Origin of the sequence: Ulvibacterium sp. (genome assembly GCF_028285715.1) — a bacterium.
GTDB lineage: Bacteria > Bacteroidota > Bacteroidia > Flavobacteriales > Flavobacteriaceae > Ulvibacterium.
The window spans coordinates 482524-507085 of record NZ_JANQOO010000017.1 but is presented as its reverse complement, the minus strand read 5'-3'; the positions used below and the strand labels follow the sequence as shown (position 1 = coordinate 507085).

The window sequence follows — 24562 nt, the reverse complement described above, 5'->3', positions numbered from 1 at the left end:
TTTTGTATTTGTCATTAGGACACCTATTCTCCGGCTCTCGCCAATACTCTAGTCCCTGAACTATGACTGCTGAATTCAGGAGCGTACATACTCTGAACCGTAGTAATACCATTGCTAAAATCCCCGGCATTGTTGACCCGAAGGTCATACTCAAAAACATATACACCTTTAGGCAAATAATCGAAGAAAAAGTGAGTACTGGCATCCTTGGTACTTTCATAGTAACCTAATCCGTCCTGCCATTTGTAGCTGGAAAGTACATTTGTGGGTTCAAACCCTGCTGCCCGCATATCCTTCATATGTATGAATTCCATATCCCTATCCACCTTGAGTTCTATACGCACGCGCAACAGGTCCCCCACCTTCAAATCTGTGGTAGGGGTAATTGTAGAAATTTCTTCGCCCGTGTTAGTATTCTTTTTGAGGAAAAGCTTCTTTTTGAGTTGCAATGGGGTTTCCGCTGAAGTTATCTTGTTCAAGTCTTCAAAGTATTGCCAGTACAGCCCGCCCCAAGCAACGCCTTCTCCTTTTTTCGCAAGCGTAACATGGGCCATTTTGGATTTCACTTCATCCCCGCTCCATGAGGTCTTATAATACCCCGTTCCGGCTTCCAACCTAACATCGTCATGTTGGGAGGCTTCTATCTTTTGCTCTCCAACGGATACCTCTACCGTTTCGGTCAGGGATAGCCAATCATTACCTTGCAATAAAAGGGCATAAACCGCTTCCGTTGTGGCTTTGGTGGTTTTCCATTGGTTGGTCTGCTTATGTTTTAGCAACCACACCTTCAACTTGTCAACGATTTTGACATCGTGCTGTAATTCTGAAAATACCTCTATCATCAAGGCTTGTGTTTCTATTGAGGCTTCATACCAGTGCCAGGAGGTAGTATTTTCCTTCCAATACATCCCCAGCTCCTCATTGGAAATACTATTTTCGTTTAAAGATCTTAAAATGTTATTAGCCGAAGCTCCATCATCCATACGATAAAGGGCCAAGGCCAACATACCTTTGGAATACAATCCCTTTTTTACCCAATACTTTTTTGCCTGGTCCTGATAGTAGGCCAAAACTTCATCCACTTTTTTGGAGGTCTTGATGTTCTTGAAAAAACTGCGCATATAGAGGTAATGGATTTGCATTTGGCTAAGATGGTCATCCTTAGGGTTTTTGGTATACTTTTTCATTTGCTCGTACTCGCTTACGAATTCGGAATCAAGATATTGAAGAGCGCTTTTAAGTATTTGTGGTAGACGATTGTCCGTATTTGTTGCCTTCAAATGGTTCAAATGCCCTAATCCTGCAATGATATGCTGTGTGATATATCGGCTGGCCCGTCCGCCCTTGAACCATGCCCAAGCCCCGGAAGACAACTGGTTCTGTTGAAGTTTGCCCAAGGAATTGGCCTGTTCGTTCCGCATGGTATTTAGGTTGAATAATAGGGCAATACGTTTTTTTTGTTCAGTCTCAGATTGGGCATCGCGCAACCATGGAGTTTCCTGGATCAAAAGTGACTTCAGTGCGGAATTCTTTTCCAGATTACTCAATAACGCATCGGAATTTCTCCATTGGTCAAATATCTCCTGTATCCTTGGATTGGTATTGGCAATATGGCTGGCCAAGGTATTCGCATAATACTTTGCAAAGATTTGTTCGTTGCACTCATGAGGATACTCCATAAGATAGGGTAAGGCCTGTACCGCATACCAGGCGGGGTTGGAGGTAATCTCCAAAGTCAACTTGTGGTTGCTGAGAGTGGTAGAGGTATTGTCCCATAACTTGTCCAAAACAAAGGTTTTGGTCTGATTACCACCGACCCACATTGGTAAAGTCTCGGTCACGGGCATTCGATTGGTCAATACGGGAAGCACGTTTTGTTCCCCATCGCTAAAATCCCCTGCTTTGGCCAATATAGTATACTGTACGGCCTGCATCCCTTCGGGAATCCTTAATCGCCATGAGACTTGGGTATTACCCAATGAATCGACTGAAAACTCCTTTTTTTCAACTGGTGCGGCAATTTCGTTGGAGGGGGTCAAAAACAGCTTTTCCGTAACATCTTTACCCGTAAGGGCATCCACCAATTGAAGTTTTGCATGGCCCGAAAGCTTTTGATTGGTAAGATTAGCGATTTTAGTACTTAGGGTAATTTCATCACCCTCCCGTAAAAATCGTGGTGCATTGGGGATGACCATGAGTTCCTTTTGGGTTACCGCTTCCAAGGTAGTATACATACTTTGAAGATTCTTGTCATGAGCCAATAACAACAATTTCCATGTGGTCAAGGCTTCCGGTGTGGTGAAGCTAAAGGATACATTGCCTTCCTCATCCGTGCGTAATTGTGGAAAGAAAAATGCGGTTTCCTGTAGGTTTTTACGAATGGCTACAGTGCTAAAATCCGCTTCTTTTTTTGCTATTTGATTTTCTTCAGGTGCCTTGTCGAATTCTGCCAGCCCAGCAATTTTTCCGGTAGGGTCATTTTCCACAACAGCTATTTCGTCCAGGGCTGCACTTTCTTCCAATACTTCCATTGCAGCTGGAGGCGCACTGGATTTCCGCACCAGATTGCCAGTAGTTCCGCGGATTCTTGACCCATATCCAAAATGAAACCCGAACCAATCAAAAGTATCATAATACTGGGGTTGGTAGTTGTATCTACCGGAAAGGTCACGATATATCCGGAAACCTTTCGTTCCAAAACTTCTGTAAGCATTGCTATGGCTATTGGAATAGTAAGTAGGTAGATAGGCGAAACCGACATTCCAAGAATGTTCGCGAAAGGCATCCAAGGAAGCATCGTACATACTGGCCAACAATTCGGCGGCTACCTTGGCACCCTTTGGACCTTTTATCTGAAAAGTCCAGGTTTCAGCCGTGTTTGGCTGTAATTTGTCCCGAAACGTCACCGTTTCGATTTCCAAATCGGTTTTGGGATAAGGTACAGGAACCACCAAAGAGCCGGAAGTAAAGGCATTGAATGCTGAAAAACTATAGTGGATCGCAAAGCCACCCAAATCCGATTGTGTAACCGGAAGGGTAAAGCTTTGGGTATTTTGGTTCAATCGGATAACCCTCGTATCCACGATTTCTCGATTTTTTTCCACGCTTACGCTTACAAAAAGATCTTTTGCGGCCGAGGCCAACACAATTTTTACCCGTTCACCAATTTGATACTGGGATTTATCAAGTTTTATATCGAACAATTGGTTGTCCGCCAAAGCAGCATCTTTCTCTCCAAAGAGTGTTGTTATGGTCTTGGCCCTTACAGCTCGTCCAAACTTGTCTTGGGTCTGAAGTTCCAAAATGTATTTGCCCGATTCCCATTTTTTGGAGGTGTCCAAGGGAAATTCTGTGGATTTTCCTGTATCAAAATCAGACTCCCATACTAATTTTCCTTTGTCCCAACTGGTAAAATCGTGCTCGTTGGAATAGGCATCATGTGGGAATAGTTTCTTAAAACTGCTTTTTTCCCAATTTTGGTAATCGGGTGAAGCCCAAGGCCTATTGCGCAGTACGTATTTTGAGGGCCGTAACTTATACATTTTAAGGGTACCCTTGGCATCCACAGCTTGGCCATTTAGATTGATGGTCGTTATTTCAATGGTATGGTCTTTCGCATTTTTGTCCAGCCGATCCGAAATCCTGATATCGGCATTAAGGGTATGGTAACCCACACGGACAATATCGGTGGCCGTATGCGTTTCACCATTAATATCGGTTACGTCCGCGGTAATTTCATAACTGAATGTCGGTAGATTATTCTTCTCAATACTATTGTCCGGAATAGCCTTGAAAGTAATGTTATAGTTTCCGGAAGCATCGGTTACCGTAATGCCATAAGCGATTTCCTGTGGAGGGGAATTGAAGTAAGATCTACTCCAATAATACCATCTTGGAAAATGAACGACTCGGCGTATACGGTAGGCCACCTGGGCATCGGTAATGGCACTGCCTGCATAACCGATTGCCGTGCCCTTTACTGTGATACTGTCGTTGACCTTATAGGTTTCTTTTACAGGTTGGAAAGAGGTTTGGAATTTGGGCCGTTTATACTCTTCCACGGAGAATTCGGTAGTGCCATTGATTTTGATTGCTTTTGAACTTGCCTGTAACGAAAAACTCCCGGTAAGTCCGTTGTCCGGCAATATAAATTTTCCTGAAAACGAACCAAATTCATTGGTCGTTACCTCCAACGTGGTCACTTCTTGATAGTTTACATCCTTAAGGTTTACTGTCATTGGAATATTGGGAAGGATTTGGGACGCATCGTCTTCCCTTGAAACTGCTATTCCTTTGAAATAAAGTACTTGTCCCGGTCTATACATACTTCTATCGGTAAACAAAAAAGCGGAATTATCCAGGGAACCGAGAACTTGTGTATTTGATTTTGAGCCGATGTAATATGCTCCAAAATGGGCCGTATCGTCATTGTAAACCCCCTTTATATCTATGGAGGTCCAGCGCTTGGTGCCCCGTGGAATTCGTACCGCACCCTTAGCATTGGTGGTAAATGTTTCCGTCAGAAACTTACGGTCGTAGTTCTCCTGATAGGTAAATTGTAGCTTAGCATTTTCCAGAGGTTTTCCATTGTTCCTATCTATGAGCTGAAATTGATGATGTTCCGGGGTCTGGGTTTCAACTAAGGCCAAATTTGTTACCTGAATCTTCGCATAAGCGAACGTATTATGGATTTCCGCTTTAGGGACGGCCAAAAGAATATATTGTCCATTGCCTAATTTAGGCAGCAAGACCTCAATACCATGCCGCTGGAAATCGTTTTCATTTTTCAACGGAGCCTCCCATTTTTTAACCGCGGATAGTTTTTTGATAAAGTTCAGTTTTTCGGATTCCGGATACAGGGTATTCAGTTTTTTGATATCGTTGTTTGATACCTCATATGCAACAAGCTGAAGTTCATCCAGGTTTTTGTAGTTCACCAATATTCGGGAGGGAGAATCAATGGGGATATATTGCTCCACGGTCAATTGTAAACTTTTGGAAAGAATTTCGGATTTTAGGGCCCTGCACTTTTCGGCACCCGTACTTTCCGGAAATTGCGCGATAACCGATTCACAAAGCGTCAGCGCTTCTTTTAGCTTCCATCGATGTTCTTCTTTGGACTTGGGTTGGTATGAATTTCCCCATTGATTGTACAATAGGGCAATTTCATATTGGTACAAACCCGATACCTCATGATGACTTAGGTTTTCTACGGAGTTTTGAAGAACATCAAGATAAGCCATATCCTTATTTGGGAAAACCGCATTTTGATGAATAAATCGTAATCGTTCAATATCCACATCTGCCAAGGCTTCCAATCGAACATCCGAAAAATGAAACTTCGTAAGTTCCTGATAGATTTGCAAGGCTCTGGATTGTAGGGAGGTTTCGTCCGTAAAATCAATGGATAGCTGTGTAAATTGGTAGGCCTCGCAAAGTAATTTCGGGTCGTCCATTTCAAATTTATCCGCAGGTCGTGTGATGGCGTTTTCAGGAGTTTTATAGAATTGTAGCGTGGTATGGGCCAACAGATCGAATAGGGTTGGACGATAGGTTTCAGAACCCTTTTGTTTGGTCAGTATTTCCTGGAATTCGTTCACATTTAGGGCCTGTAATTTTGTCGGATTCTCCAACGAAGCGGTAAAATGTTGGTGAATTTCTTCGAAAAGGGTGGTCAAATCCCACGTCCGAAAGTCGATACTGTCTACTTTGGCTTCCGTTTCGGTACGATCATAGAACCGATAGCGGTTCTGTTGAAAATACTGCCAATACAGATTCCCCAAATAACTTTCCAGTACATTTTTTGTGGGGAATTCCGCCTTTTGGATTTCGGACTTAAAGTCGCTTACAATCTTCAATTGGGCGTCTTCTTCCAATGTCATGGCGTATTTGGAGGTATACAGCAATGCCTTTATTATTTGGGGCGAACGACCTTCTTCCTTCGCCTTTTCGGAGATGGATCGTACTACCTTCAAGGCCGATTTGGTCAGCGCCTCGTTTTCCAGTTTTTCTACTTGCCTCCAAAGTGCTTGGTACGAAGTATCACTTTGTGCATTGGCCATTGAAAATTGAAGTATCGTAAATAGTAAAACCAGGTATCTCATCTTAAATTTGTTCTCCCTTATCACATGATTAACATGTTCACAAGGAGTAGGATCACATAGGCTAAAATTAAGCAACAAATGTGAGCAAAACTTGTGCCATACGAAAGTTTAAATGAGTGAACGAAGTCCCCAAATGAGTTTGGACAACCATTTGGAGGTCTGAAACTGTATTAAAAAAATTAAGGGATGGTAAGATCTACCGACAAAACATCAAAGTTTTGATTTGCCATGAAATATTTTCTTTTCCTGTCCGCTGTCGTTCAGTTGCATGTATGCCAGGCGCAAAGCACAGGAGTTGATATAAATCAACTTATCGAAAGAAAGAAATACGTCCAAGCGGAGACCGAACTTCTAAAGGAAATTCAAGTCACGACGGATAAGGATGTCAAGGATAGGCTAGGGGAGGTTTATGGCTATCAAGGCAAATGGGACGATGCCATTGCCATTTACAAGGAGCTTACCGAGACCTACCCACAGGTTTCGGACTATGCCTTTAAATATGGAGGCGTTATGGCCAAAAAAGCCCAAAATAGCAATAGGTTTAAGGCCCTTACCCTAGTAGGAAAAATTAAGGAGAATTTTAAAAAAGCCGCCACTTTGGATTCAAGCTCAATAGAAGTGCATTGGGCTTTGGTGGATCTTTATATAAGCTTGCCGGGTATTTTGGGAGGGAGTACTTCCAAAGCTTTTGACTATGCCAAAAAATTGAAATCCGTATCCCCAATCGATGGCTATTTGGCCATGGGCTATGTACATGAATACGATGAAAATCCCGAAAGAGCGAAACAGGATTATTTATATGCCTTGGGACTTTTGGACGATTTGGAAAGTATAGAACGAAACCAACTGCACTATCAAATTGGAAAGATTTGCGGTGAGTATGACCTTAAATTGGACGAAGGAGTGTATCATATGGGGCAATACATCAAAAACTACACATCTTTGGATGGGGTTCCCTTAAAATGGGCCTATTTTAGAATGGCCAAATTATATCGAAAGAAGAAGGACAAACCTAAGGCCCTAAAATGGATTGCCAGAGCTTTGTATATAGATAACGAATTGGAAGCCGCCTTAGAAGAGCAGAAAAAAATCGAGGCCATGGGCACGTTGAGGTCATAGACTTTTCAAAAGGCCGCCGTCAATCGGAATCGATGTGCCGGTGATATATGCTGCCTTGTCCGAAGCCAAAAAAGCAACCAGGTATCCATATTCCTTAGGTTTCCCAATTCGCCTCAAAGGAACTCGGGACTCCATTTCTGAACGCACCTCGGCTATGGAAATCCCCAGTTGTTCCGCTTTTTTTGCATTGAGTTGCGCAATACGGTCCGTATCAAAATATCCGGTGAGGATATTGTTTACCGTAATTTGTGCAGCGCCTACATCGTTTGCCAGGCTTTTGGCCCAAGTAACCACCGCCGCCCTAATCGAATTCGAGAGTGCTAGATAGGAAAGAGGTTCCCTCACGGAGACCGAGGCCACATTAATAATACGTCCCCATTGATTTTGCCGCATTTGTTTTAAAGCCAGCTCCGTAGTAAAAACAACGGTTTTGAACAATAGGTCAAAGGCCTCTTGGTAATCAGGTACATGCTTTTCCAAAGTATTGCCCGCAGCAGGCCCCTGGGTATTGTTGACCAAAATATCCACGGAATTGTTCTCGAAATAGTTGGAAATGATTCTTTTGTAAGCCTCAAAATCATTGAAATCCACCACCAAATAGTGATGTGCTTGCCCTTGGTCGGTAGGCAAATCCATGACAATTTCCTTTAGTTTTTCCTCACTACGAGACATCAGGGTAACACTGGTCCCGCTTTCCGCCAATTGAAGGGCGATTGCCTTTCCGATACCGCCGCTACTACCGCCGACCAAGGCCTTTTTTCCCTCTAGATATATCTCCATTTCTTTTTTAAACTACGTAAATGCCCTCTCGTTTTAAGGGACGGGTTATGGCATTACCTATATTCCTCCCGTACTGGGCTAAAAACATCCATTAACCTACAGGCAGTCAAAGCTTTTCCTTTATGCGGTGTATGCGGTGGAATTACCACCATATCATCCTTTTCATAAATTGCGGTAATGCCGTCCAAAGTAAATTCAAATTTTCCTTCCAAAACCTGCATCACCTGTTCGTTCCCATGGGAATGCAAAGGGACTTTGGCACCCTTTTCCACATCCCAAAAGGCAATGCTCATATTCCGGGTATGCACTAGTTTCCCATGGTAGCCGGGCATGATTTCCTTGGAAGGGATATCGGCGAGGTTCATATTACAAATTCTATTCGGCGAATATAAAAAGAATCCCTATCGAAAAGAAGTGGTTTGCGTAGCTCTTTTCTATACCTATCTTTACATCCTAATCTATATTTCATGAACATCCATTTTATTGCCATAGGTGGTAGCGCCATGCACAATTTGGCCTTGGCCCTTCACCATAGGGGATACACGATTACGGGTAGTGATGATATTATTTTTGAGCCTTCTAAAAGTAGGTTGGAGCAAAAGGGCCTATTACCCACCGAATTTGGATGGTTTCCCGAAAAGGTGACAGGTGATTTGGATGCTATTATCCTCGGAATGCATGCGAAACCGGATAACCCAGAATTACTACATGCCCAGAAATTAGGGATACGGATTTACTCCTATCCCGAATTTTTATATGAACAGTCCAAAAACAAAACCCGTGTAGTTATTGGGGGAAGTCATGGCAAGACCACCATTACCTCAATGATTTTGCATGTTCTAAGGTATCACGATAGGGAAGTAGATTATATGGTGGGGGCCCAGTTGGAGGGGTTTGAACGCATGGTCCACTTAACCGAGGATAACGATTTTATTGTTTTGGAAGGCGATGAATATCTGTCCTCCCCAATTGATAGGCGACCTAAATTCCATTTATATAAACCCAATATCGCTTTATTGAGTGGTATTGCCTGGGACCATATCAATGTATTTCCCACCTTTGAGAATTATTTAGAACAGTTTCGGATTTTTGTGGACAGCATCGTAAAAGGAGGCAGTATAGCCTATAATGCAGAAGATAGCAAGGTCAAGGAAGTAGTGGAAAGATCCGAGAATCCTATTCGAAAATTACCCTATCATACGCCTTTGTATTCTGTAGAGGAGGGCCAGACCTTTTTGGAAACCCCAGAGGGAGCTATGCCCATTGAAATCTTTGGAAGACACAATCTTAGCAATTTAGCCGGCGCCAAATGGATTTGCCAAAATATGGGAGTGGACGAAGACGATTTTTATGAAGCCATAGCCACTTTTACAGGGGCCTCAAAGCGATTGGAAAAAATAGCCGAAAGTTCTTCAGTTACAGTTTATAAGGATTTTGCCCATGCCCCGAGCAAGGTTTCCGCAACGACCAGGGCGGTAAAGGAACAATATCCGAATCGGCGGTTGGTCGCCTGCTTGGAACTCCATACCTATAGCAGTTTTAATGCAGATTTTTTAAAAGGATATAGAGGGGCCCTGGATGCCGCGGATGTCGCCGTTGTCTTTTATTTGCCCGAGTCCGTAAAAATAAAACGACTAAAGGAAGTGACCCCGGGCCAGGTTATTGAGGCTTTTCAACGGGATGATTTAGAAGTTTTTACCGAGGCATCCCAATTTCACGATTTTATATTTGATCAAAATTTTGAAAACTCCATATTGTTGCTGATGAGTTCGGGAAATTATGGGGGTTTGGATTTGGACTCGGTTCGGCAAAAGCTTTCCGGATAATCCCAAGTCTTCGACGGAAAATTTGTCATGTTGCCCCATGATGGAACATGTTTTGACCTCTTCGAGACATGCTCGTTATAGGAAACTACGTTCGATTAACCCGTTTTTTTGGAATACTAAGGCGCAAAGCTTCCTTGGTATTATTAGCTGCTATATTGGGTATGTCCAACGCCATTTTGGAGGAAGATAGGACACTCTATGATAATAGGAACTATTTGGAGGAACGGGAATTTCCATCCTATGATGAGCCGCATTGACTGCAATATATAGAAGGTTTACTTCTTCCGCTTCTTTCCAAGATTGCTATTTGGCTAACACTGCGAATTTTTTCTATTGATTTCGCTGTGGATTTCCAGGATAAAAATATTAGTTCATTATCTTTAACAAATGCAAGAAAAGCCTACTACCTTTTCGATAAAACACTGGGCCGATGACGACAAGCCACGGGAAAAACTGGTGCAAAAAGGGAGGTTGGCACTATCGGACGCGGAGTTGGTCGCCATACTCATTGGATCTGGGAGCAAAAAGGAGAGTGCCGTGGAACTCTCCAAACGTATTTTGGCCTCTGTCGGCAATAACCTGAACGAGCTTGGAAGACTTTCCACAAAACAATTGAGGCAGTTCAAAGGAATCGGAGAGGCAAAGGCTGTGACTATAGCAGCCGCCTTGGAAATAGGCAGAAGACGGCGGGTGGAAGGAATCCTTAAGATTTCAAAAATTGGAAATAGTCGGGATGCTTTTGAATTGCTCTACCCCAGAATGGGCGAATTGGAACACGAGGAATTTTGGATTCTATACCTAAATAATGCGAATAAGGTACTACAGACTGCCCAATTGAGCAAAGGCGGCATTACGGGTACATTGGTAGACGTGCGTTTGGTAATGAAACAAGCCTTGGAATTGGGTGCCGTGGCCCTAATATTAGCACATAACCATCCATCTGGAAACCTCAGGGCAAGCAAGGCTGACAAGGAGATCACCCAAAAGTTGCAACTGGCTGCCAGTGCTCTTGACATTAAAGTGCTGGATCATCTCATTATTGTCCAAAAGGATTATCTAAGTTTTGCCGATGAAAAGATACTGTAAGGTTCCTTTCGGGTTTCTTGAGTGCCGCGATTCAAATTTAACCTGGAGTTCCACGAAGAAAAGAGAAAAAAAACTATAACCTTTCAAACCGAAATTTTATTGAGTATGTTACTAGTTTATACGCATAAAATCACTTCGCGCTTCAATTATATAATGAAGCATATTTTTACGCGTATTTTGGGAATTGAAGTTTTGTTTACTACCAAGGTAGAAGATTTCATAAAACATACCGGGCCAAAGATTACCTACACCAAACAGGCCCTGCAAAATGAATTTTTTATCCGAAGTAATGACCTATTGTTTGAGCAGGGCATTAACGATTTTGAGATCAGTATAGGCGATTGGGATGGCATTCCCTGTTTTTTTTCCACTGGGGAACGAAGCAATATTCCATTTGATATTTTTTCGGCCAGTTTCTATCTTCTCAGCCGTTATGAAGAATACCTTCCCCACGTTAAGGACATTCATGGAAGATTCTCACCAAAAGATAGCATTGCCTATCGCCATGGTTTTCTGCAACAGCCGGTAGTAGATTTGTGGGCTTTTAAATTATTGGATGGTCTTTTAGATCGGTTTCCGAATATCAAGACTAAACAAAGGTCCTACACATATACCTCTCTTTTGGACATCACAACCTCGCATTGCTTTGCCCATAGGGGTTTTGTACGAAGTTTAGCGGGATTTTTCCTGGATTTGGGACAGTTCAGGCTAAAAAGGGTTTTTAATCGTGTGGCGGTTTGGTTCAAACCCTCCAAAGATCCCTACAATAATTTTGGATTTCTGGTTGACCTACATAAGAAATATGACATAAACAGCATATTCTTTTTTCAGTTTGCCGCGTATTCCACGTATGATAAGAATGTTTCCCCCAACAACAATAGGTTCCGATCTTTGATAAAATCCATTGCGGACTATAGTCAGGTTTCACTGGCCGCTTCATATAGTTCCTTTAATGATACCGGTTTGTTGAAAACGGAAAAAAGACGTCTCGAGGATGTAATCAATAGACCTGTCGATTGTACCAGGATGCGTTACAACAGAGTGGATATTCCCAATACGTACAGGAATTTGGTCGAAGCCGAATTTACGGACGATTATACGATGGGCTATACCCATGAGATTGGTTTTAGGGCAGGGACCTGTACTCCTTTTTATTTTTATGACGTGAATTTGGAAATACAACAGCCCATAAGGCTCTATCCTTTTGCCGTGCATGATTATGCATTTGTAAACCACAAAAACAAAGCTGAAATATTGAAAAAGATAGGAAAACTGTATGTCCTGGCAAAGCAGGTAAGAGGACACTTCATTACTGTTTTCTCCAATGAGTTGCTGGGCGATGATCATGATGTGGACTGGAAACGCCTATACGGGGACGCATTAAAAGAGTATCATGTTTAAGGATATTATTACCGACATTTTCTTCGATTTGGATCATACCCTTTGGGATTTTGAAAGGAATTCTGCCTTGACCTTTGAAAAAATACTTAAGGACAATCATATTGAGGTAGAACTATCGGATTTTTTGAAGATTTACATACCCACCAACCTTGCGTTTTGGAAATTGTATAGGGAAGAGCGGATAACCAAATCTGAGTTGCGCTACCAACGACTAAAGACCGTTTTTGATGCCTTAAAATATCCCATATCCGATGAAAACATAAACCTATTATCCGAGGAGTACATCGCACATTTATCCAACTACAACCATCTTTTCCCGAATACCATCGATGTTTTGGAATACTTAAGGCCAAAGTACACCCTTCATATCATTACTAATGGTTTTCAGGAAATACAGGAAAAAAAGTTGAAAAACGCCAATATTTCCGACTACTTTGTCCATATTATCAACTCAGAAATGGCAGGGGTAAAGAAACCTAATCCCATTATTTTTCAATTGGCCCTTAAAGCGGCAAAAGTATCGCCCCAAAAAGCGCTTATGATAGGCGATAGCCTGGAGGCAGATATCCTGGGCGCTCAAGCCGTTGGCCTCCATACCTTACACTTTAACGTACATAATGAACCACAGCACGAATTTTGCGAAATGATTCATGATTTACGTGAAATAAAATCTCTTTTATAGAGTTATATAGGTTGATATGCGTTGTATTTGGAGGCTCAGGTTTGGTAAAATGGGAAAACTAGGCACACACACTATATTTGGCTTGCTGTTGGCTATTATCTTCTCGTCCTGTGCAGAGAAACAGGATTTTGATCAATATGACGATTTGAGCATTACTCCTACTTATGAAGCGAGCATCGTATACCTTGAAACTCCTGAAGAAGTAATTAATGCCTCAAATGGGGCAAACTTCTATTCCCAGGATTTCAATTTCGACGCCTTTGCCGAGGATATTTTTTCAGAAAGGGTTTTGGATGGTGTACTCACCTATGAAGTGGAAAATACCACGAGCAAAAGATTGGACCTGATAATTGAATTTTTGGATGAAGCAGGCAATGTGCTAGATACGGAATCTTTTTCCATTAACCCGGCACCTACAGCGGTTTTGGTTAGGGAAATTGCTTATGGCAATGCAGGTCGCAGTATCGATATTATTAGAAACACCTCCGGAATACGACTAAGCGGCACAAACCTAAGCGATTCTTCCAGTACCTCAACACTTCCCGACCCTATGGTTACCTTAAAATCTAGTGGAAAATTCAGGGTACGAATAAAATGAAACTCCGACACCTCTTTTGGGCAACCATTTTTTGGGTTTGCTACTATTCGCATGCCCAAAACAAGCAGTTGCTTTATGACTTTAGCGATATTCCCCAGTCTTTGATGGTAAACCCTGGGGTGAAGACCGATTTTCAGTGGTATGCGGGTATTCCGGCATTATCGGGAATATCGCTACAGGGCGGATCAAGTGGAGTTACTGTGAATGATATTTTTGCCGATGATGGATTGGATATTAATGATAAGGTAAGGGATAGGGCCATCGATGGAATGAATATAAGGGATGAACTTAGCGGCACCTATCAAATTGAGCTTTTGAGTGGTGGATTCCGGGGAAAAGATCCAGACTATTTTTATTCTTTCGGTATATACAATGAAGGGGATGCCATTGGTTATTGGTTTAGGGATTATGCCATTCTTGCTTTCGAAGGAAACGCGGACCGTTTAAATCAAGAATTTGATTTGAGCCACCTAAAGACAAGGGGCGAAATGGTGAATGTGTTCCATTTTGGAATCAACAAAAGAGTCAATAACAAGCTTGTTGCCGGGGCCCGGGGAAAGATATATTCCAGCATTTTTGACTTCAACTCCACTCGGAACAAGGGCTTTTTTGTAACTCGAGAGGGTCAAAACAACCTCTTGGCCAGCACTCTTGATGCCGACATGAAGCTGCGGACATCGGGTATTTCCGAGTTGGAAGACGCCGAGGATAATGGAAACCTGGCAAGTACTGTCCTAAAGCGGGGTTTCTTTGGAGGTAATCTTGGATTGGGTGTGGATTTAGGGTTTTCCTATAATCTTGACCAACAGACCGTTATAACTGGAAGCCTTTTAGATTTGGGATTTATATATCATGCCAATGATGTCCAGACCTATACGTTGGATGGTGCCGCCACTGTGGAAGGGATTGAGGTAATACTCCCGGATGCCCTTTCAGATCCCGACGCCGATTTTTGGCAAGAATTGGTAGACGAAATAGAAGCTTTGGTACCTTTTGAAGAAGATACTAGGGGTTACATCACCTTTAGACCTACCAAACTTTATGCGTCCATTCGGCGAGATTTTGGGGAACAACTGGAATCTCGGGAAATTTGTGATTGTAATGAGGTAGTTGCCGGGGGTGGTGGGGCACGTTATAGATATGCCAATAGTTTTGGAGGGCAACTCTACATGATAAATAGGCCCAGAGGTCCTCAAACCGCACTCACTGCATTTTATATGAGACGTTTGGGGAATGTCCTGGCCGCCAAAGCCACATATACCGTGGATAAATTTTCCTATTCCAACATAGGTCTTGGAGTAAGTATACAGGCAGGCCCTGTAAATCTATACATGATGGCCGATAACCTTTTGGCTTATAGTAATATAGCGGACACCCATTACGCTTCTTTCCAATTAGGATTAAATATTATATCTTGGGGCCAAAAATAATGGGATTGTGAGGTGCGCCTTTACTTCAAGAATACTTCTTTGGCACGTTTTTTTCATTCCAAAATACGATAAACCTCAAAAGGATTACTTGTGAAACGATTGTTATTGACCCTTTTCATAGTATCGAGCTACTTAGGTATGGCACAAACGGATTTAAACGATTATAAATATATTATTGTTCCCAAGAAGTTCGATTCCTTCAAAAGGGAGAACCAGTACCAGACCAGTACGTTGGTTAAACATTTGTTCTCCAAAAATGGTTTTGAAACAGTTTATGAGGACGAAATGCCGGTGGAGCTTTATGAGGATAGGTGCTTGGGTCTTTTGGTGGAACTCCTTGACGATTCTTCCATGTTTACGACAAAAGTTGCCCTAGATTTAAAAGATTGTAGGTCCCAGACGGTGTTTACCACAATTCAAGGCAAAAGTAGATTAAAGGAATTTGTAGCCTCTTACAGTGAGGCCATAAGAGGGGCCTTTACTTCTTTGGAGGATGTGGATCATCAATACAATGGCGCATCTACCAAAACGGAACCTGTTACGGTCAGCTTTAAGAACGACATAAAAAAATTGAATGAAGGTCAGGACGCTACGGTACAACAAAAAGCTACCTTGGACGAGCAAAGCTATAAAGATTTGAGACCGGTGGAGTCCAATATTCAAAAGAAGGTCGAAGAAGATCCAGAAACAATTCGACAGGTGACCACTAAGGAAGAACAGATTTATGAAAATAGGCAACCCGTATCATCCAACATATCAAAAATGGATACGAATTCGACAAAAAAAGTTGCTGATACCGTGAATACGGATATTTGGTACGCCCAGGAATTGACCAATGGATACCAACTGGTGGACAACACACCCAAAATACGAATGACGCTTTTTGAAAGTTCTGTCCAAGGGGTTTATCATGCCAAGATGAACAATAAGCATGGACTGGTCTATACAAAGGATGGTACGTGGTTCTTTGAATATTACAATGGAAGCGATTTAATTACCGAGGAATTGAAGGTCAAGTTTTGACTTCTTGCTTTTCAACATCAAACATCATATTTGTCCTTCCATCGGTTTTTCAAAAATTCCTTGATAGCCCTTTCACGTTGGTTGTCGCCCGGCTTGTAAAATGCAGTTCCGGAGAGCTCCTCGGGCAAAAATTCTAGGGATACAAAGTTGTTTTCATAGTCATGTGCATATTTATATTCCTCCCCATAACCTAGATCCTTCATTAATTTGGTTGGGGCGTTGCGCAGCGCAAGTGGTACCGAAAGGTCGCCAGTCTGTTTTACAGTCTGCTGAGCTTTTCCCACCGCCGCGTAGCTTGCGTTGCTTTTGGGGGACGTTGCCAAATAAATGGCACATTGACTCAGGATAATGCGGGCTTCTGGATAACCTATGGTGGTCACGGCCTGAAATGTAGAATTGGCGATGACCAGTGCTGTGGGATTCGCCAAACCGATATCTTCGGCAGCCGAAATAAGCATTCTGCGGGCGATGAACTTTACATCTTCACCCCCCTCGATCATACGGGCCAACCAATACACTGCCCCATTGGGGTCACTACCCCGAATCGATTTAATAAAAGCCGAAATGATATCGTAATGCTGCTCTCCTGTCTTATCGTACAGAACCGTATTTTTCTGGACCTTGCCAATAACCAATGAGTCCGTGATGGAAAGGTTATCGCCCTCTTCGGAACTCACCACCAGTTCGAAAATGTTCAAAAGTTTTCTTCCATCCCCACCGGACAAACGTAAGAGGGCTTCCGTTTCCTTTAATTCTATTTTTTTTTCCTTTAGAAGACTGTCTTGTTGTATCGCCCTAAGCAGAAGTGCTTCCAGGTCCTCTTTTCCGAAAGGGTTCAGTACGTATACCTGGCAGCGAGACAACAAAGCTGGAATTACCTCAAAACTAGGGTTTTCCGTAGTGGCACCTATCAATGTCACCCAGCCTTTCTCAACGGCTGCCAAAAGCGAATCTTGCTGGGATTTACTGAATCGGTGGATTTCATCAATAAAAAGAATGGGGTTCTTGGAAGTAAAAAGTCCACCGCTTTGTTTGGCTTTGTCAATCACCTCTCTAATATCCTTTACACCACTGTTAATGGCACTTAAAGTATAAAATGGACGCTTACTTTCGTTGGCAATGATGTTGGCCAGGGTTGTTTTTCCCGTTCCCGGTGGTCCCCAAAAAATTAAGGAAGGGATGGTTCCCTTTTTAATCTGGAGCGTAAGCGAACCATTTTCACCCACCAAATGGTGTTGACTAACATATTCATCTAAAGTTTTAGGGCGTACCCTTTCGGCCAATGGTACATTCATACCATAAAAATAGAATAAAATTAATGATGACGATTTTACAGCATTTCCAGGTATGGCCGGCTTATTGCATTAAATGGGTTAATTTTATGATATGTCCGAACAACAGTATTTTAAGTTTTCCAATATAGTGGTTATTGCACCTCTTTTGGCTGTATTGTCTATTTGGACCGTCTTTTTGATTGAATTGCGTTTTCATATGAATCTAAACGATTATGGGGTGTACCCGAGAACGTTTTCCGGTTTAAAGGGCATTTTCCTTAGTCCGTTCATTCACGGTTCCGTAGAGCATCTTTATAACAATACGATACCTTTGGCCGTACTTACCGCCTCACTGTGCTTTTTTTACCGAAGGATAGCCTTGAGGGTTTTACTATGGGGGATTTTTCTATCAGGGTTATTGACCTGGGTTATAGGAAGACCTTCCTTTCATATCGGAGCTAGTGGAGTTATTTATGTTTTGGCAAGCTTTATTTTTTTTAAGGGGATTTTTTCCAAATATTATCGCCTGGTTGCACTTTCACTTATTGTGGTTTTTATCTATGGAAGTTTGTTGTGGTATATATTTCCCGTTAAAGATGGAATTTCCTGGGAAGGACATTTAGGCGGGTTTATAACTGGACTTTTATTGGCCATTTTTGTTAGGGCCGAGATACCATCACCTAAAAAATTTGATTGGGAAAAGGAAGATTATAATGAAGAAGAGGATGAGTTTTTACAACAGTTTGATGAAAACGGAAATTTTATTGAGAAAAAAGACCACCAGGACCACCAAAATGAATCCGTTCGGATTACCTATCACCTAAAAAAAGAGCCTAAGGGTAAAGGAAGTGAATAGCGTTGATATAAATAGGCACGAAATTACTTTTGCCACGTTTATGACGAATTTCTTTGCCGTAGCGCTTCATACAAAAAAACACCGCAGGCAACAGAGACATTTAAAGATCCTATTTCTCCCATCATTGGTAATTTGGCCCTATGGTCCGCGGATTTAAGTACTGAAGGGGAAATGCCAAGTCCCTCTGATCCCATTACTATAGAACACGGTCCCTTAAATGAAACTTCATAAATGGATTTTTCCGTCTTTTCGGTAGCTGCCACTACCTGCACCCCCGAAGCTTGAAGATAAAAAATGGCGTCCTTAATGTGGTCTACCTTGGCAATAGGTACTTTAAAAGCCGCTCCGGCAGAGGTTTTAATGGTATCCGAAGTGATTGGTGCAGCTCCTTTCTTTGGAATGATGATGCCGTTTACACCAGTACATTCAGCAGTTCGTATTATGGCCCCAAAATTTCGAACGTCCGAAATTTGGTCCAACAAAAGGAAAAGGGGTAGCTTTTGGGAACTTAGCGCTGCTTCTACAAGTTCTTCCAGCTTAAAAAAGGAAATAGGTGAAATATGGGCTATTACACCTTGGTGATTCTCTTTTGATGACCGGTTTAGTCTCTCTACTGGGACGTAAGTGGCGTTTACCCCTTTTTTCCGGATTATGCTCTCCAATTCCCTATACAGGTCTCCTTTTAATCCTTTTTGCAAGTAAACTTTGTCAATCGTCTTGTCCGAGTTTATGGCTTCGATAACTGCCCGAATTCCATAGATTCTTTCACTTTTTCGCATGGATAAAAGTAATCAAAAAGAAGCTCCAATGTAATATCAATATTTTCTTATGAATGGCGGGACAAATGGACCTTTTTAGCTACATATTTGACGAAATGTTTAATCTAAGGTCAGCGAAAAATCAATTCTAAAAAACTTTCTTAATGTATTTGCTGTTTATCAAAATATTAAGTATATTCTTACTTAATTTGTAGTTTTATTCATTATTTGTTTCATGATAAGATAACCATTATGGAAGCTTAAAAGATGGCTGAATCTGTATTATATTTTATCCATATATTTCTCGAAAGCGAAAAGTTTGGAACACCAAGAAATGGTTTTAAAGGTCTTGTGCCTTGTATTATTGAAATATTACGGATTTAAATCAATGGCGATCTGAATGGAGTGGGTGAGCAATATTTAGTTCAAATATGTATTGGAACTATGGCAAAAATTAAGTTGTAACAATAGTATGAGTTTAACACCAGTTGTTTTGATTGATAAAGGGGACTCCTAAAAGAATGCGAAAGAAATAATATCATTCATTCAATCAGAGATTTGATTGAAGAAATTGAAACCAAGCTGGCAAACCCGGTATAATTCGAGATTAAAAGCATCTGCAAAACGAACAATATCTTTTCGCGAAAGATGGACATAAACCTTGAGTGTCCTTAACTGTTCAAGGCCAATATAATCCTAATTTTTGTATCATGAAAAGTTTATTTAATCTAGGTGGAGTTAAAATCCTTACAAGTTCCGAACAAAAGGTCATCGCCGGAGGCGGAAAATGCTCAGACAATTGTGTTGGACAACCTGCTGGCACCCTTTGTTATGGTAATGGCCATTGTGGATGTCCAGGAGAGTGCAATGGCTTCGGATTTTGTGAAGCATACTAGAAATTGAAGTGGTTTATAGGCGTAAAACCTAGTTTCAATATTTAGTTAATAAGTAAAGGGCTTTCCTAAGCCCTTTCTTTCTTATGTCGCAGTTCCGCAAGTCCTTTTAAGAACAACATCCCTTCTTCCTTTACCTACAATGCAAAGTGGACATTTATGCCCCCTTTCCTTCCGACGTCACTATTTCGGCATATGACAACAAACGTTGTAAATCCTCTTTTTTGCTTAAGTCGATTTCGTTCCTTTTAATAAAGGTTTTTAAAATGCCCACTTTATTTTCTTCAAAAGTGGTGGAGAGCTTTTTCTTGGAGTCCGGAAAAAATCGGGGAGTTTCGGAATCCACCGCAACGTAAAACCCCAGTCGGTCCACAAATTTGTCCGGGGTCGGCAAATGTAGGGAGGTTTTGGGTTGTTGTCCTTCCTTAAAGGCCTTGGATTTTTTTTCATAGAGATCGTATTTTTCACCGGAAAAAGTTTTAACTAGATACCCATTTTCCAGATTTCCCCTTTTGTCAAGGTACTCCGAATAAACAAATCGTTGCCCATTTATCTCACAGGACACTTTGGCACCCTTAAAAAGGGATTCCACAGCTTCTCCCTCATCCCGTTTGATTTCTATCTCATCGGTGTACGCATTATAGCGTGCTAGGATACTTTTAAAAGGTTTGTTCGCATAATATATCTTTCCTAGGCTAAAATCCTCGTCATAATACATGGAACCTTCAATATCCGCCAAATCCACTGTGCGGTCAGTCATGATAGCCTCAGGCTTATTACTTAAAGTGTGAAAGTAATTTGCCAATCTAAAATTATTTTCAGTATCCCCGGAAGGGTTGGCTTGTAGCCCTGTTTGCCCGAGTGCTGAAAATCCAAGAATAGCGGATATTATAGTCAACAGTATTTTCCTATTCATTTCTTTTTCACTTATAGATTTGAGAAGAAAAACGTCCGTATATATGGTGTTAAGTTTAGGCACATTACTCCTATTTTTGTTAAATCCATAGTATACCTTTTTTCAAACGTATTCAAGATACTTTATTAAGCTTTACAAAGAAATCTTTAACCCCTTTTCTAGAAGTGGTGATTTAATGGTGTGTACAAATCATAGACAAAAAGAAGCAACAAGGAGATTCAAGCTCCTTTCCCTTCGGATGTCACCGTTTCGGCATATGACAACAGACGTTGTAAATCCTCTTTTTTGCCCAAATCGATTTCATTCCTTTTGATAAAGGTCTTTAATACACGCACCGTATCATCATCAAAAATGGTGGAAAGTTTTTTCTTGGAGTCTGGAAAAAACTTGGGCGTCTGTGAATCCTGTGCCACATAAAATCCCGATCTGTCCACGAATTTATCTGGAGTGGGGAGGTGTAACGAGGTTTTGGGTTGTTGCCCTTCCTTAAAACTTTTTGATTTTTTTTGATAAAGATCATATTTGTTACCGGAAAAAACCTTGACTAGATACCCATCTTCCAAATTTCCTTTTTTGTCCAGATATTCAGCATACTCGTATACATAGCCATTAACCTCGCAAGAAACCTTGGCATCCTTAAGTAAGGCCTCTACAGTTTCTTGGTTATCCCTTTTGATTTCTAATTCATCGGTATAGGCATTATACCGTGCAAGGATGCTTTGAAAAGGCTTACCGGAATAATAAATCTTTGCTTGGGTAAAATACTCGTTATAATACATAGAGCCTTCTATGTCTGCTAAATCCAAGGTGCGTTCTGATGTTAAGGAAGGTGATTTGGTACTCATAGTATGTATAAAATTAGCCATTCTAAGATTGCTTTCGGCAACTCCTTTTGAAGTAGCTTGGGCCAATACGGGAATTCCATATGCAACCAATATGGCGGAAAGTAATAATTTCTTTGTCATGATTATCTCTTTTGGATTGTTAGTGAGGAGGGTAATTTAAATGCCTTCCCTATACTTTAAATTTACTAAATAATTTGATACTATTGATAATATATGAATCAATATCCCATTTTGATAGAAAGGTATTTCTGGAAAAGAGTCAAAAAGTGACGATACAGCAACTGGCATTATAACTTTTCGAAAACAAAACTTTATGGAAGAATGATTACAAAAAGAAAGCCATGGTGATCTTAAGAGTCACCATGGCTTTTCCTTATATAATGGTTTATGCTTAAAACCGCTATTTGCACTTAATTAATACACCTTCCTGGGTTTGGTCCAAACGTTTGGCCACCAGCATAGGGACCAGATGGCGAGTTAACAGTAAACGTTACTTCTTCATCAAAACTACCGCCTGAGAAAAAAATAAGCAAAGTGGAACCGTCAGGTACATCTATGGAAAAGTTTGCAGAACCTCCACTTCCAAAAGTGAAGGAGTTATTTACCCCATCAATTACAAAATTGATAGAGGCCCCATTCCAACCATCTCCAAAACTGTCAAACGCATCCACAGTCCAAGTACCACCGACGGATACATCCGTTATCGGAGCACATTCAATCTGGACAATAAAATTAAATGCCTGGTTCTGCTCCGGTTGACCTAGGATACTACCACTAAAATTATCCTGATTGGCTACAAAACCACTGGAGCTCGTTGCCGTTCCCAAAAAACGCAGTATATCTCCGGCGGCGATATCTTCGGCAGTTATCCCCAGGGTAGTCGCAATTTCGGTAAATGGAATAGAAATATCCGATGGAAAAGTGGAAACCGTGGTCAAAGGTGTTGCATCAATATCGGCTGAACCTTCCAAGCTCACATCTACCGACCATGACTGCACGTTATCTTCAAAAGCATCTAGATTGGCATCAAAGCTTGCTGAGGGAACTTGGTCCACAGCCACTACATTATCATATAATATCCTTACATAAGGGGCCTTATTGGCCTCGTCCAAATGTACCTGCATCGGGTCTTTTTCATCCTCCTCACAGGAAATAAATCCCACAGAAAGAAGAGCGGCCCCGATCATATATATAAATAGTCTTTTCATTTTTTTCATTTTTATAAAAAGTTAGTTTTAATCAGTCTACAAATCCTTCTGGATTGGTGTCCCAAAATACCGGAGTATCGGGATTGGCCTTTTGGGTTATGTTGGTATTATTGTCGGATGCTACCTGGGGATACCACATACTTCTGAGGAATGTACCGGGATCGGCAACTCGTGTCGCGGGAGTTAGGTTATCCGGTTGTCCTGTTCTTCTATAAGTGCAATAAGCCTCCATACCGTTACACCAAGAGGAGATAAACACCTGTTCAGCAATAATTCTGAGCTTATCGGTATCGTTGCCTGCATCATATGCCGCCAAAACATCTGCTACATGGGAATCTATGGAGGCAGGTGTCGCTTCAAATCCGGTACCATCGGCCAAAACGGCACCAAAAGCGGCTACCTTATTCATGGACTGCCGCATCCCTTCTTCCAAATAGACTCTAGCATCGCCAGTGGTACCCAGTACAAGGGCAGATTCAGCTAACATCAAGTGTGTATTGGTAGCCAATAAAAGGGGTGATATACCCGCTCCGGCCAGTCCCTCACTTTGCGCGGTTGATCCGGCAACATTCCTAAAGGAGTCATCATCGAAGGGACCACCAATGGGATAAACACCATGTAATGTACGGAAAGCGTCATCAGGAGGAATACCATCATCATCCAAATGGTTTCTTCCCCACAGTCCATTGAGGCCATTCGCCGCAGGGACCAAGCAATAAGTGTCGAAGGGAGCCCACCATGCTGGTATGGCTGGTTCCGTAACACATTCCTTGGTGATTACATCGGCACCCGAATAATCCGATTGTTGCCTATAGAAGTAATAGCGGGTCCTTGGATCTGGGTCGTCATATTGGTTGGCCATCAAGTTCATATAGTAATTGCAGGTGTAGAAGTCCGAGCTGGGCCCAGCACCATCATAATTGGCATCAAAATAAGGGTGACGGCTATCCGGAGCTGCTAAATTTGAACCCCACTGGAACTGCAAATCATCTGCGGAATCGGCAATAAATTGCCCGCCTGCCACAATACTATTGATAATAGCAGTAGACTCCGCCGGATTTACCAATCTTGACTGTACGGCGAGTCTTAGTCGCAGAGTATTGGCCGCCTTAATCCACTTTCCCTCATCACCTCCATAAAATAGGTCATTAGTCGGTAACACCAGCTCATTTCTATTTAGGTTAACGATGGCATCCTGTAGTAGTTGATCCGCCGCTGCATAGATGGAAGCTCCTGTATCCGCGATTGGATTAAAGATACCCTCCTCACCTCGGGCCGCTTCCGTATAAGGTACATCTCCGAACATGTCTACCATGGTCGTAATCAAATAGGCCTCCAAAATTTGCCCAATGGCAATATGGGTAAACTGACCGGCCTCTTCTGCAATTGGGTTCATGGTGCGAATATCAATCAAGGCCCCAGTATAGGTATCCTCCCAAAGCTGGTCAAAATCAGTGGGGGAATACGATTCCCTGTAGGTAGGCCCGAAGGAATGTTGTATCCTTACGGGTTCCATACCAAATTGGGATGTACCGTTTTCAGCACGACCTTCCGTCCCGGAATGTACCTTGGCAACCAATTGCTGAATACTATTTAGGAAGAAATCTACGTCCGCCTGGGTCGGGTTTAATTCATTGGGACTTGGAACCACGCCAAGATCTGTGGTTTCGCATCCATCGTTTATTAGCAATACGGAAATGGCAACAAGAACCAGCCCCATATTTTTAAACCTATTTTTCATAATGCTATATATATTTTTCATT

At 41.8% G+C, this 24562-nt stretch carries 20 protein-coding genes; 11 read left to right on the top strand and 9 right to left on the bottom strand.

Annotated elements, in window-relative coordinates; translation table 11 throughout:
- Nucleotides 1-23: 23 nt before the first annotated feature.
- Nucleotides 24-6104 carry an alpha-2-macroglobulin gene (locus tag Q0993_RS09265; protein WP_299532148.1) on the bottom strand — a complete coding sequence of 2027 codons (6081 nt, stop codon included), beginning with the start codon at nucleotides 6102-6104 and terminating at the stop codon, nucleotides 24-26.
- Between the two features lie 228 nt (nucleotides 6105-6332).
- On the opposite strand from Q0993_RS09265, the gene Q0993_RS09260 reads away from it, so the two are divergent.
- The gene (locus Q0993_RS09260) at nucleotides 6333-7223 is read left to right on the top strand and encodes a tetratricopeptide repeat protein (protein ID WP_299532145.1); all 891 of its coding nucleotides are present in this window, start codon (nucleotides 6333-6335) and stop codon (nucleotides 7221-7223) included.
- Here Q0993_RS09260 and Q0993_RS09255 read toward each other — a convergent pair.
- Together Q0993_RS09255 and Q0993_RS09250 are read right to left on the bottom strand one after the other, a co-directional pair.
- Nucleotides 7218-8003 (bottom strand): SDR family oxidoreductase, encoded by a 786-nt coding sequence (locus tag Q0993_RS09255; protein WP_299532142.1) that lies wholly within the window; start codon nucleotides 8001-8003, stop codon nucleotides 7218-7220. The two genes, Q0993_RS09260 and Q0993_RS09255, sit on opposite strands and share 6 nt — an antisense overlap.
- A 53-nt stretch (nucleotides 8004-8056) precedes the next feature.
- Entirely contained in the window at nucleotides 8057-8368 is a 312-nt protein-coding gene (locus Q0993_RS09250; protein WP_299532139.1) for a cupin domain-containing protein, read from the bottom strand.
- Between the two features lie 102 nt (nucleotides 8369-8470).
- Here Q0993_RS09250 and murC point away from each other — a divergent pair, with 102 nt between their 5' ends.
- From murC to Q0993_RS09210, 8 genes are all read left to right on the top strand, one after another.
- Nucleotides 8471-9829: a Mur ligase family protein gene (gene murC, locus Q0993_RS09245; RefSeq protein ID WP_299532136.1), complete on the top strand. Its 1359-nt coding sequence runs from the start codon at nucleotides 8471-8473 to the stop codon at nucleotides 9827-9829.
- Nucleotides 9830-9897: 68 nt separating this feature from the next.
- Nucleotides 9898-10086, top strand: coding sequence for a hypothetical protein (locus tag Q0993_RS09240; protein WP_299532134.1), 189 nt, complete (start codon nucleotides 9898-9900; stop codon nucleotides 10084-10086).
- Between the two features lie 130 nt (nucleotides 10087-10216).
- On the top strand, nucleotides 10217-10915 hold the full coding sequence (gene radC, locus Q0993_RS09235; protein ID WP_299532131.1) for a DNA repair protein RadC: 699 nt from the start codon (nucleotides 10217-10219) through the stop codon (nucleotides 10913-10915).
- A gap of 105 nt (nucleotides 10916-11020) precedes the next feature.
- Nucleotides 11021-12316, top strand: coding sequence for a polysaccharide deacetylase family protein (locus tag Q0993_RS09230; RefSeq protein ID WP_299532129.1), 1296 nt, complete (start codon nucleotides 11021-11023; stop codon nucleotides 12314-12316).
- The gene (locus Q0993_RS09225; RefSeq protein WP_299532127.1) at nucleotides 12309-12998 is read left to right on the top strand and encodes a YjjG family noncanonical pyrimidine nucleotidase; all 690 of its coding nucleotides are present in this window, start codon (nucleotides 12309-12311) and stop codon (nucleotides 12996-12998) included. Before Q0993_RS09230 ends, Q0993_RS09225 begins: the two co-directional genes overlap by 8 nt.
- 49 nt (nucleotides 12999-13047) lie before the next feature.
- Nucleotides 13048-13596: a hypothetical protein gene (locus Q0993_RS09220; RefSeq protein ID WP_299532125.1), complete on the top strand. Its 549-nt coding sequence runs from the start codon at nucleotides 13048-13050 to the stop codon at nucleotides 13594-13596.
- On the top strand, nucleotides 13593-15026 hold the full coding sequence (locus Q0993_RS09215; RefSeq protein ID WP_299532123.1) for a DUF5723 family protein: 1434 nt from the start codon (nucleotides 13593-13595) through the stop codon (nucleotides 15024-15026). Before Q0993_RS09220 ends, Q0993_RS09215 begins: the two co-directional genes overlap by 4 nt.
- A 90-nt stretch (nucleotides 15027-15116) precedes the next feature.
- Nucleotides 15117-16049: a hypothetical protein gene (locus Q0993_RS09210; protein WP_299532121.1), complete on the top strand. Its 933-nt coding sequence runs from the start codon at nucleotides 15117-15119 to the stop codon at nucleotides 16047-16049.
- 17 nt (nucleotides 16050-16066) lie between these two features.
- Here the strand turns inward: Q0993_RS09210 and Q0993_RS09205 are convergent, their stop codons facing one another.
- The gene (locus Q0993_RS09205) at nucleotides 16067-17344 is read right to left on the bottom strand and encodes a replication-associated recombination protein A (protein WP_299532119.1); all 1278 of its coding nucleotides are present in this window, start codon (nucleotides 17342-17344) and stop codon (nucleotides 16067-16069) included.
- Between the two features lie 91 nt (nucleotides 17345-17435).
- Between Q0993_RS09205 and Q0993_RS09200 the strand changes: the two genes are divergently transcribed.
- Entirely contained in the window at nucleotides 17436-18179 is a 744-nt protein-coding gene (locus tag Q0993_RS09200) for a rhomboid family intramembrane serine protease (RefSeq protein WP_299532116.1), read from the top strand.
- A 38-nt stretch (nucleotides 18180-18217) separates the two neighbouring features.
- Here the strand turns inward: Q0993_RS09200 and rlmB are convergent, their stop codons facing one another.
- Nucleotides 18218-18958: a 23S rRNA (guanosine(2251)-2'-O)-methyltransferase RlmB gene (gene rlmB / locus Q0993_RS09195; protein WP_299532114.1), complete on the bottom strand. Its 741-nt coding sequence runs from the start codon at nucleotides 18956-18958 to the stop codon at nucleotides 18218-18220.
- Between the two features lie 711 nt (nucleotides 18959-19669).
- Between rlmB and Q0993_RS09190 the strand changes: the two genes are divergently transcribed.
- Nucleotides 19670-19840: a hypothetical protein gene (locus Q0993_RS09190; protein ID WP_299532112.1), complete on the top strand. Its 171-nt coding sequence runs from the start codon at nucleotides 19670-19672 to the stop codon at nucleotides 19838-19840.
- A 147-nt stretch (nucleotides 19841-19987) separates the two neighbouring features.
- Here the strand turns inward: Q0993_RS09190 and Q0993_RS09185 are convergent, their stop codons facing one another.
- The 4 genes from Q0993_RS09185 to Q0993_RS09170 form a co-directional block, all read right to left on the bottom strand.
- A complete protein-coding gene (locus Q0993_RS09185) occupies nucleotides 19988-20746 on the bottom strand; it encodes a hypothetical protein (protein ID WP_299532110.1) in 759 nt (252 codons plus the stop codon).
- Between the two features lie 218 nt (nucleotides 20747-20964).
- On the bottom strand, nucleotides 20965-21711 hold the full coding sequence (locus tag Q0993_RS09180; RefSeq protein ID WP_299532108.1) for a hypothetical protein: 747 nt from the start codon (nucleotides 21709-21711) through the stop codon (nucleotides 20965-20967).
- Between the two features lie 290 nt (nucleotides 21712-22001).
- Nucleotides 22002-22799 carry a hypothetical protein gene (locus Q0993_RS09175; RefSeq protein WP_299532106.1) on the bottom strand — a complete coding sequence of 266 codons (798 nt, stop codon included), beginning with the start codon at nucleotides 22797-22799 and terminating at the stop codon, nucleotides 22002-22004.
- 31 nt (nucleotides 22800-22830) lie between these two features.
- Nucleotides 22831-24561, bottom strand: coding sequence for a SusD/RagB family nutrient-binding outer membrane lipoprotein (locus Q0993_RS09170; protein WP_299532104.1), 1731 nt, complete (start codon nucleotides 24559-24561; stop codon nucleotides 22831-22833).
- Between the last annotated feature and the right edge of the window lies 1 nt (nucleotide 24562).

Coding starts and splice junctions, on each gene's coding strand:
- Q0993_RS09200 (WP_299532116.1), top strand. CDS start 17,436: ATGTCCGAACAACAGTATTTTAAGTTTTCCAATATAGTGGTTATTGCA.
- Q0993_RS09180 (WP_299532108.1), bottom strand. CDS start 21,711: ATGACAAAGAAATTATTACTTTCCGCCATATTGGTTGCATATGGAATT.
- Q0993_RS09220 (WP_299532125.1), top strand. CDS start 13,048: ATGGGAAAACTAGGCACACACACTATATTTGGCTTGCTGTTGGCTATT.
- Q0993_RS09230 (WP_299532129.1), top strand. CDS start 11,021: ATGTTACTAGTTTATACGCATAAAATCACTTCGCGCTTCAATTATATA.
- Q0993_RS09185 (WP_299532110.1), bottom strand. CDS start 20,746: ATGAATAGGAAAATACTGTTGACTATAATATCCGCTATTCTTGGATTT.
- Q0993_RS09240 (WP_299532134.1), top strand. CDS start 9,898: ATGCTCGTTATAGGAAACTACGTTCGATTAACCCGTTTTTTTGGAATA.
- Q0993_RS09250 (WP_299532139.1), bottom strand. CDS start 8,368: ATGAACCTCGCCGATATCCCTTCCAAGGAAATCATGCCCGGCTACCAT.
- Q0993_RS09170 (WP_299532104.1), bottom strand. CDS start 24,561: ATGAAAAATATATATAGCATTATGAAAAATAGGTTTAAAAATATGGGG.
- Q0993_RS09265 (WP_299532148.1), bottom strand. CDS start 6,104: ATGAGATACCTGGTTTTACTATTTACGATACTTCAATTTTCAATGGCC.
- Q0993_RS09205 (WP_299532119.1), bottom strand. CDS start 17,344: ATGAATGTACCATTGGCCGAAAGGGTACGCCCTAAAACTTTAGATGAA.
- Q0993_RS09225 (WP_299532127.1), top strand. CDS start 12,309: ATGTTTAAGGATATTATTACCGACATTTTCTTCGATTTGGATCATACC.
- Q0993_RS09215 (WP_299532123.1), top strand. CDS start 13,593: ATGAAACTCCGACACCTCTTTTGGGCAACCATTTTTTGGGTTTGCTAC.
- rlmB (WP_299532114.1), bottom strand. CDS start 18,958: ATGCGAAAAAGTGAAAGAATCTATGGAATTCGGGCAGTTATCGAAGCC.
- radC (WP_299532131.1), top strand. CDS start 10,217: ATGCAAGAAAAGCCTACTACCTTTTCGATAAAACACTGGGCCGATGAC.
- murC (WP_299532136.1), top strand. CDS start 8,471: ATGAACATCCATTTTATTGCCATAGGTGGTAGCGCCATGCACAATTTG.
- Q0993_RS09255 (WP_299532142.1), bottom strand. CDS start 8,003: ATGGAGATATATCTAGAGGGAAAAAAGGCCTTGGTCGGCGGTAGTAGC.
- Q0993_RS09260 (WP_299532145.1), top strand. CDS start 6,333: ATGAAATATTTTCTTTTCCTGTCCGCTGTCGTTCAGTTGCATGTATGC.
- Q0993_RS09175 (WP_299532106.1), bottom strand. CDS start 22,799: ATGAAAAGACTATTTATATATATGATCGGGGCCGCTCTTCTTTCTGTG.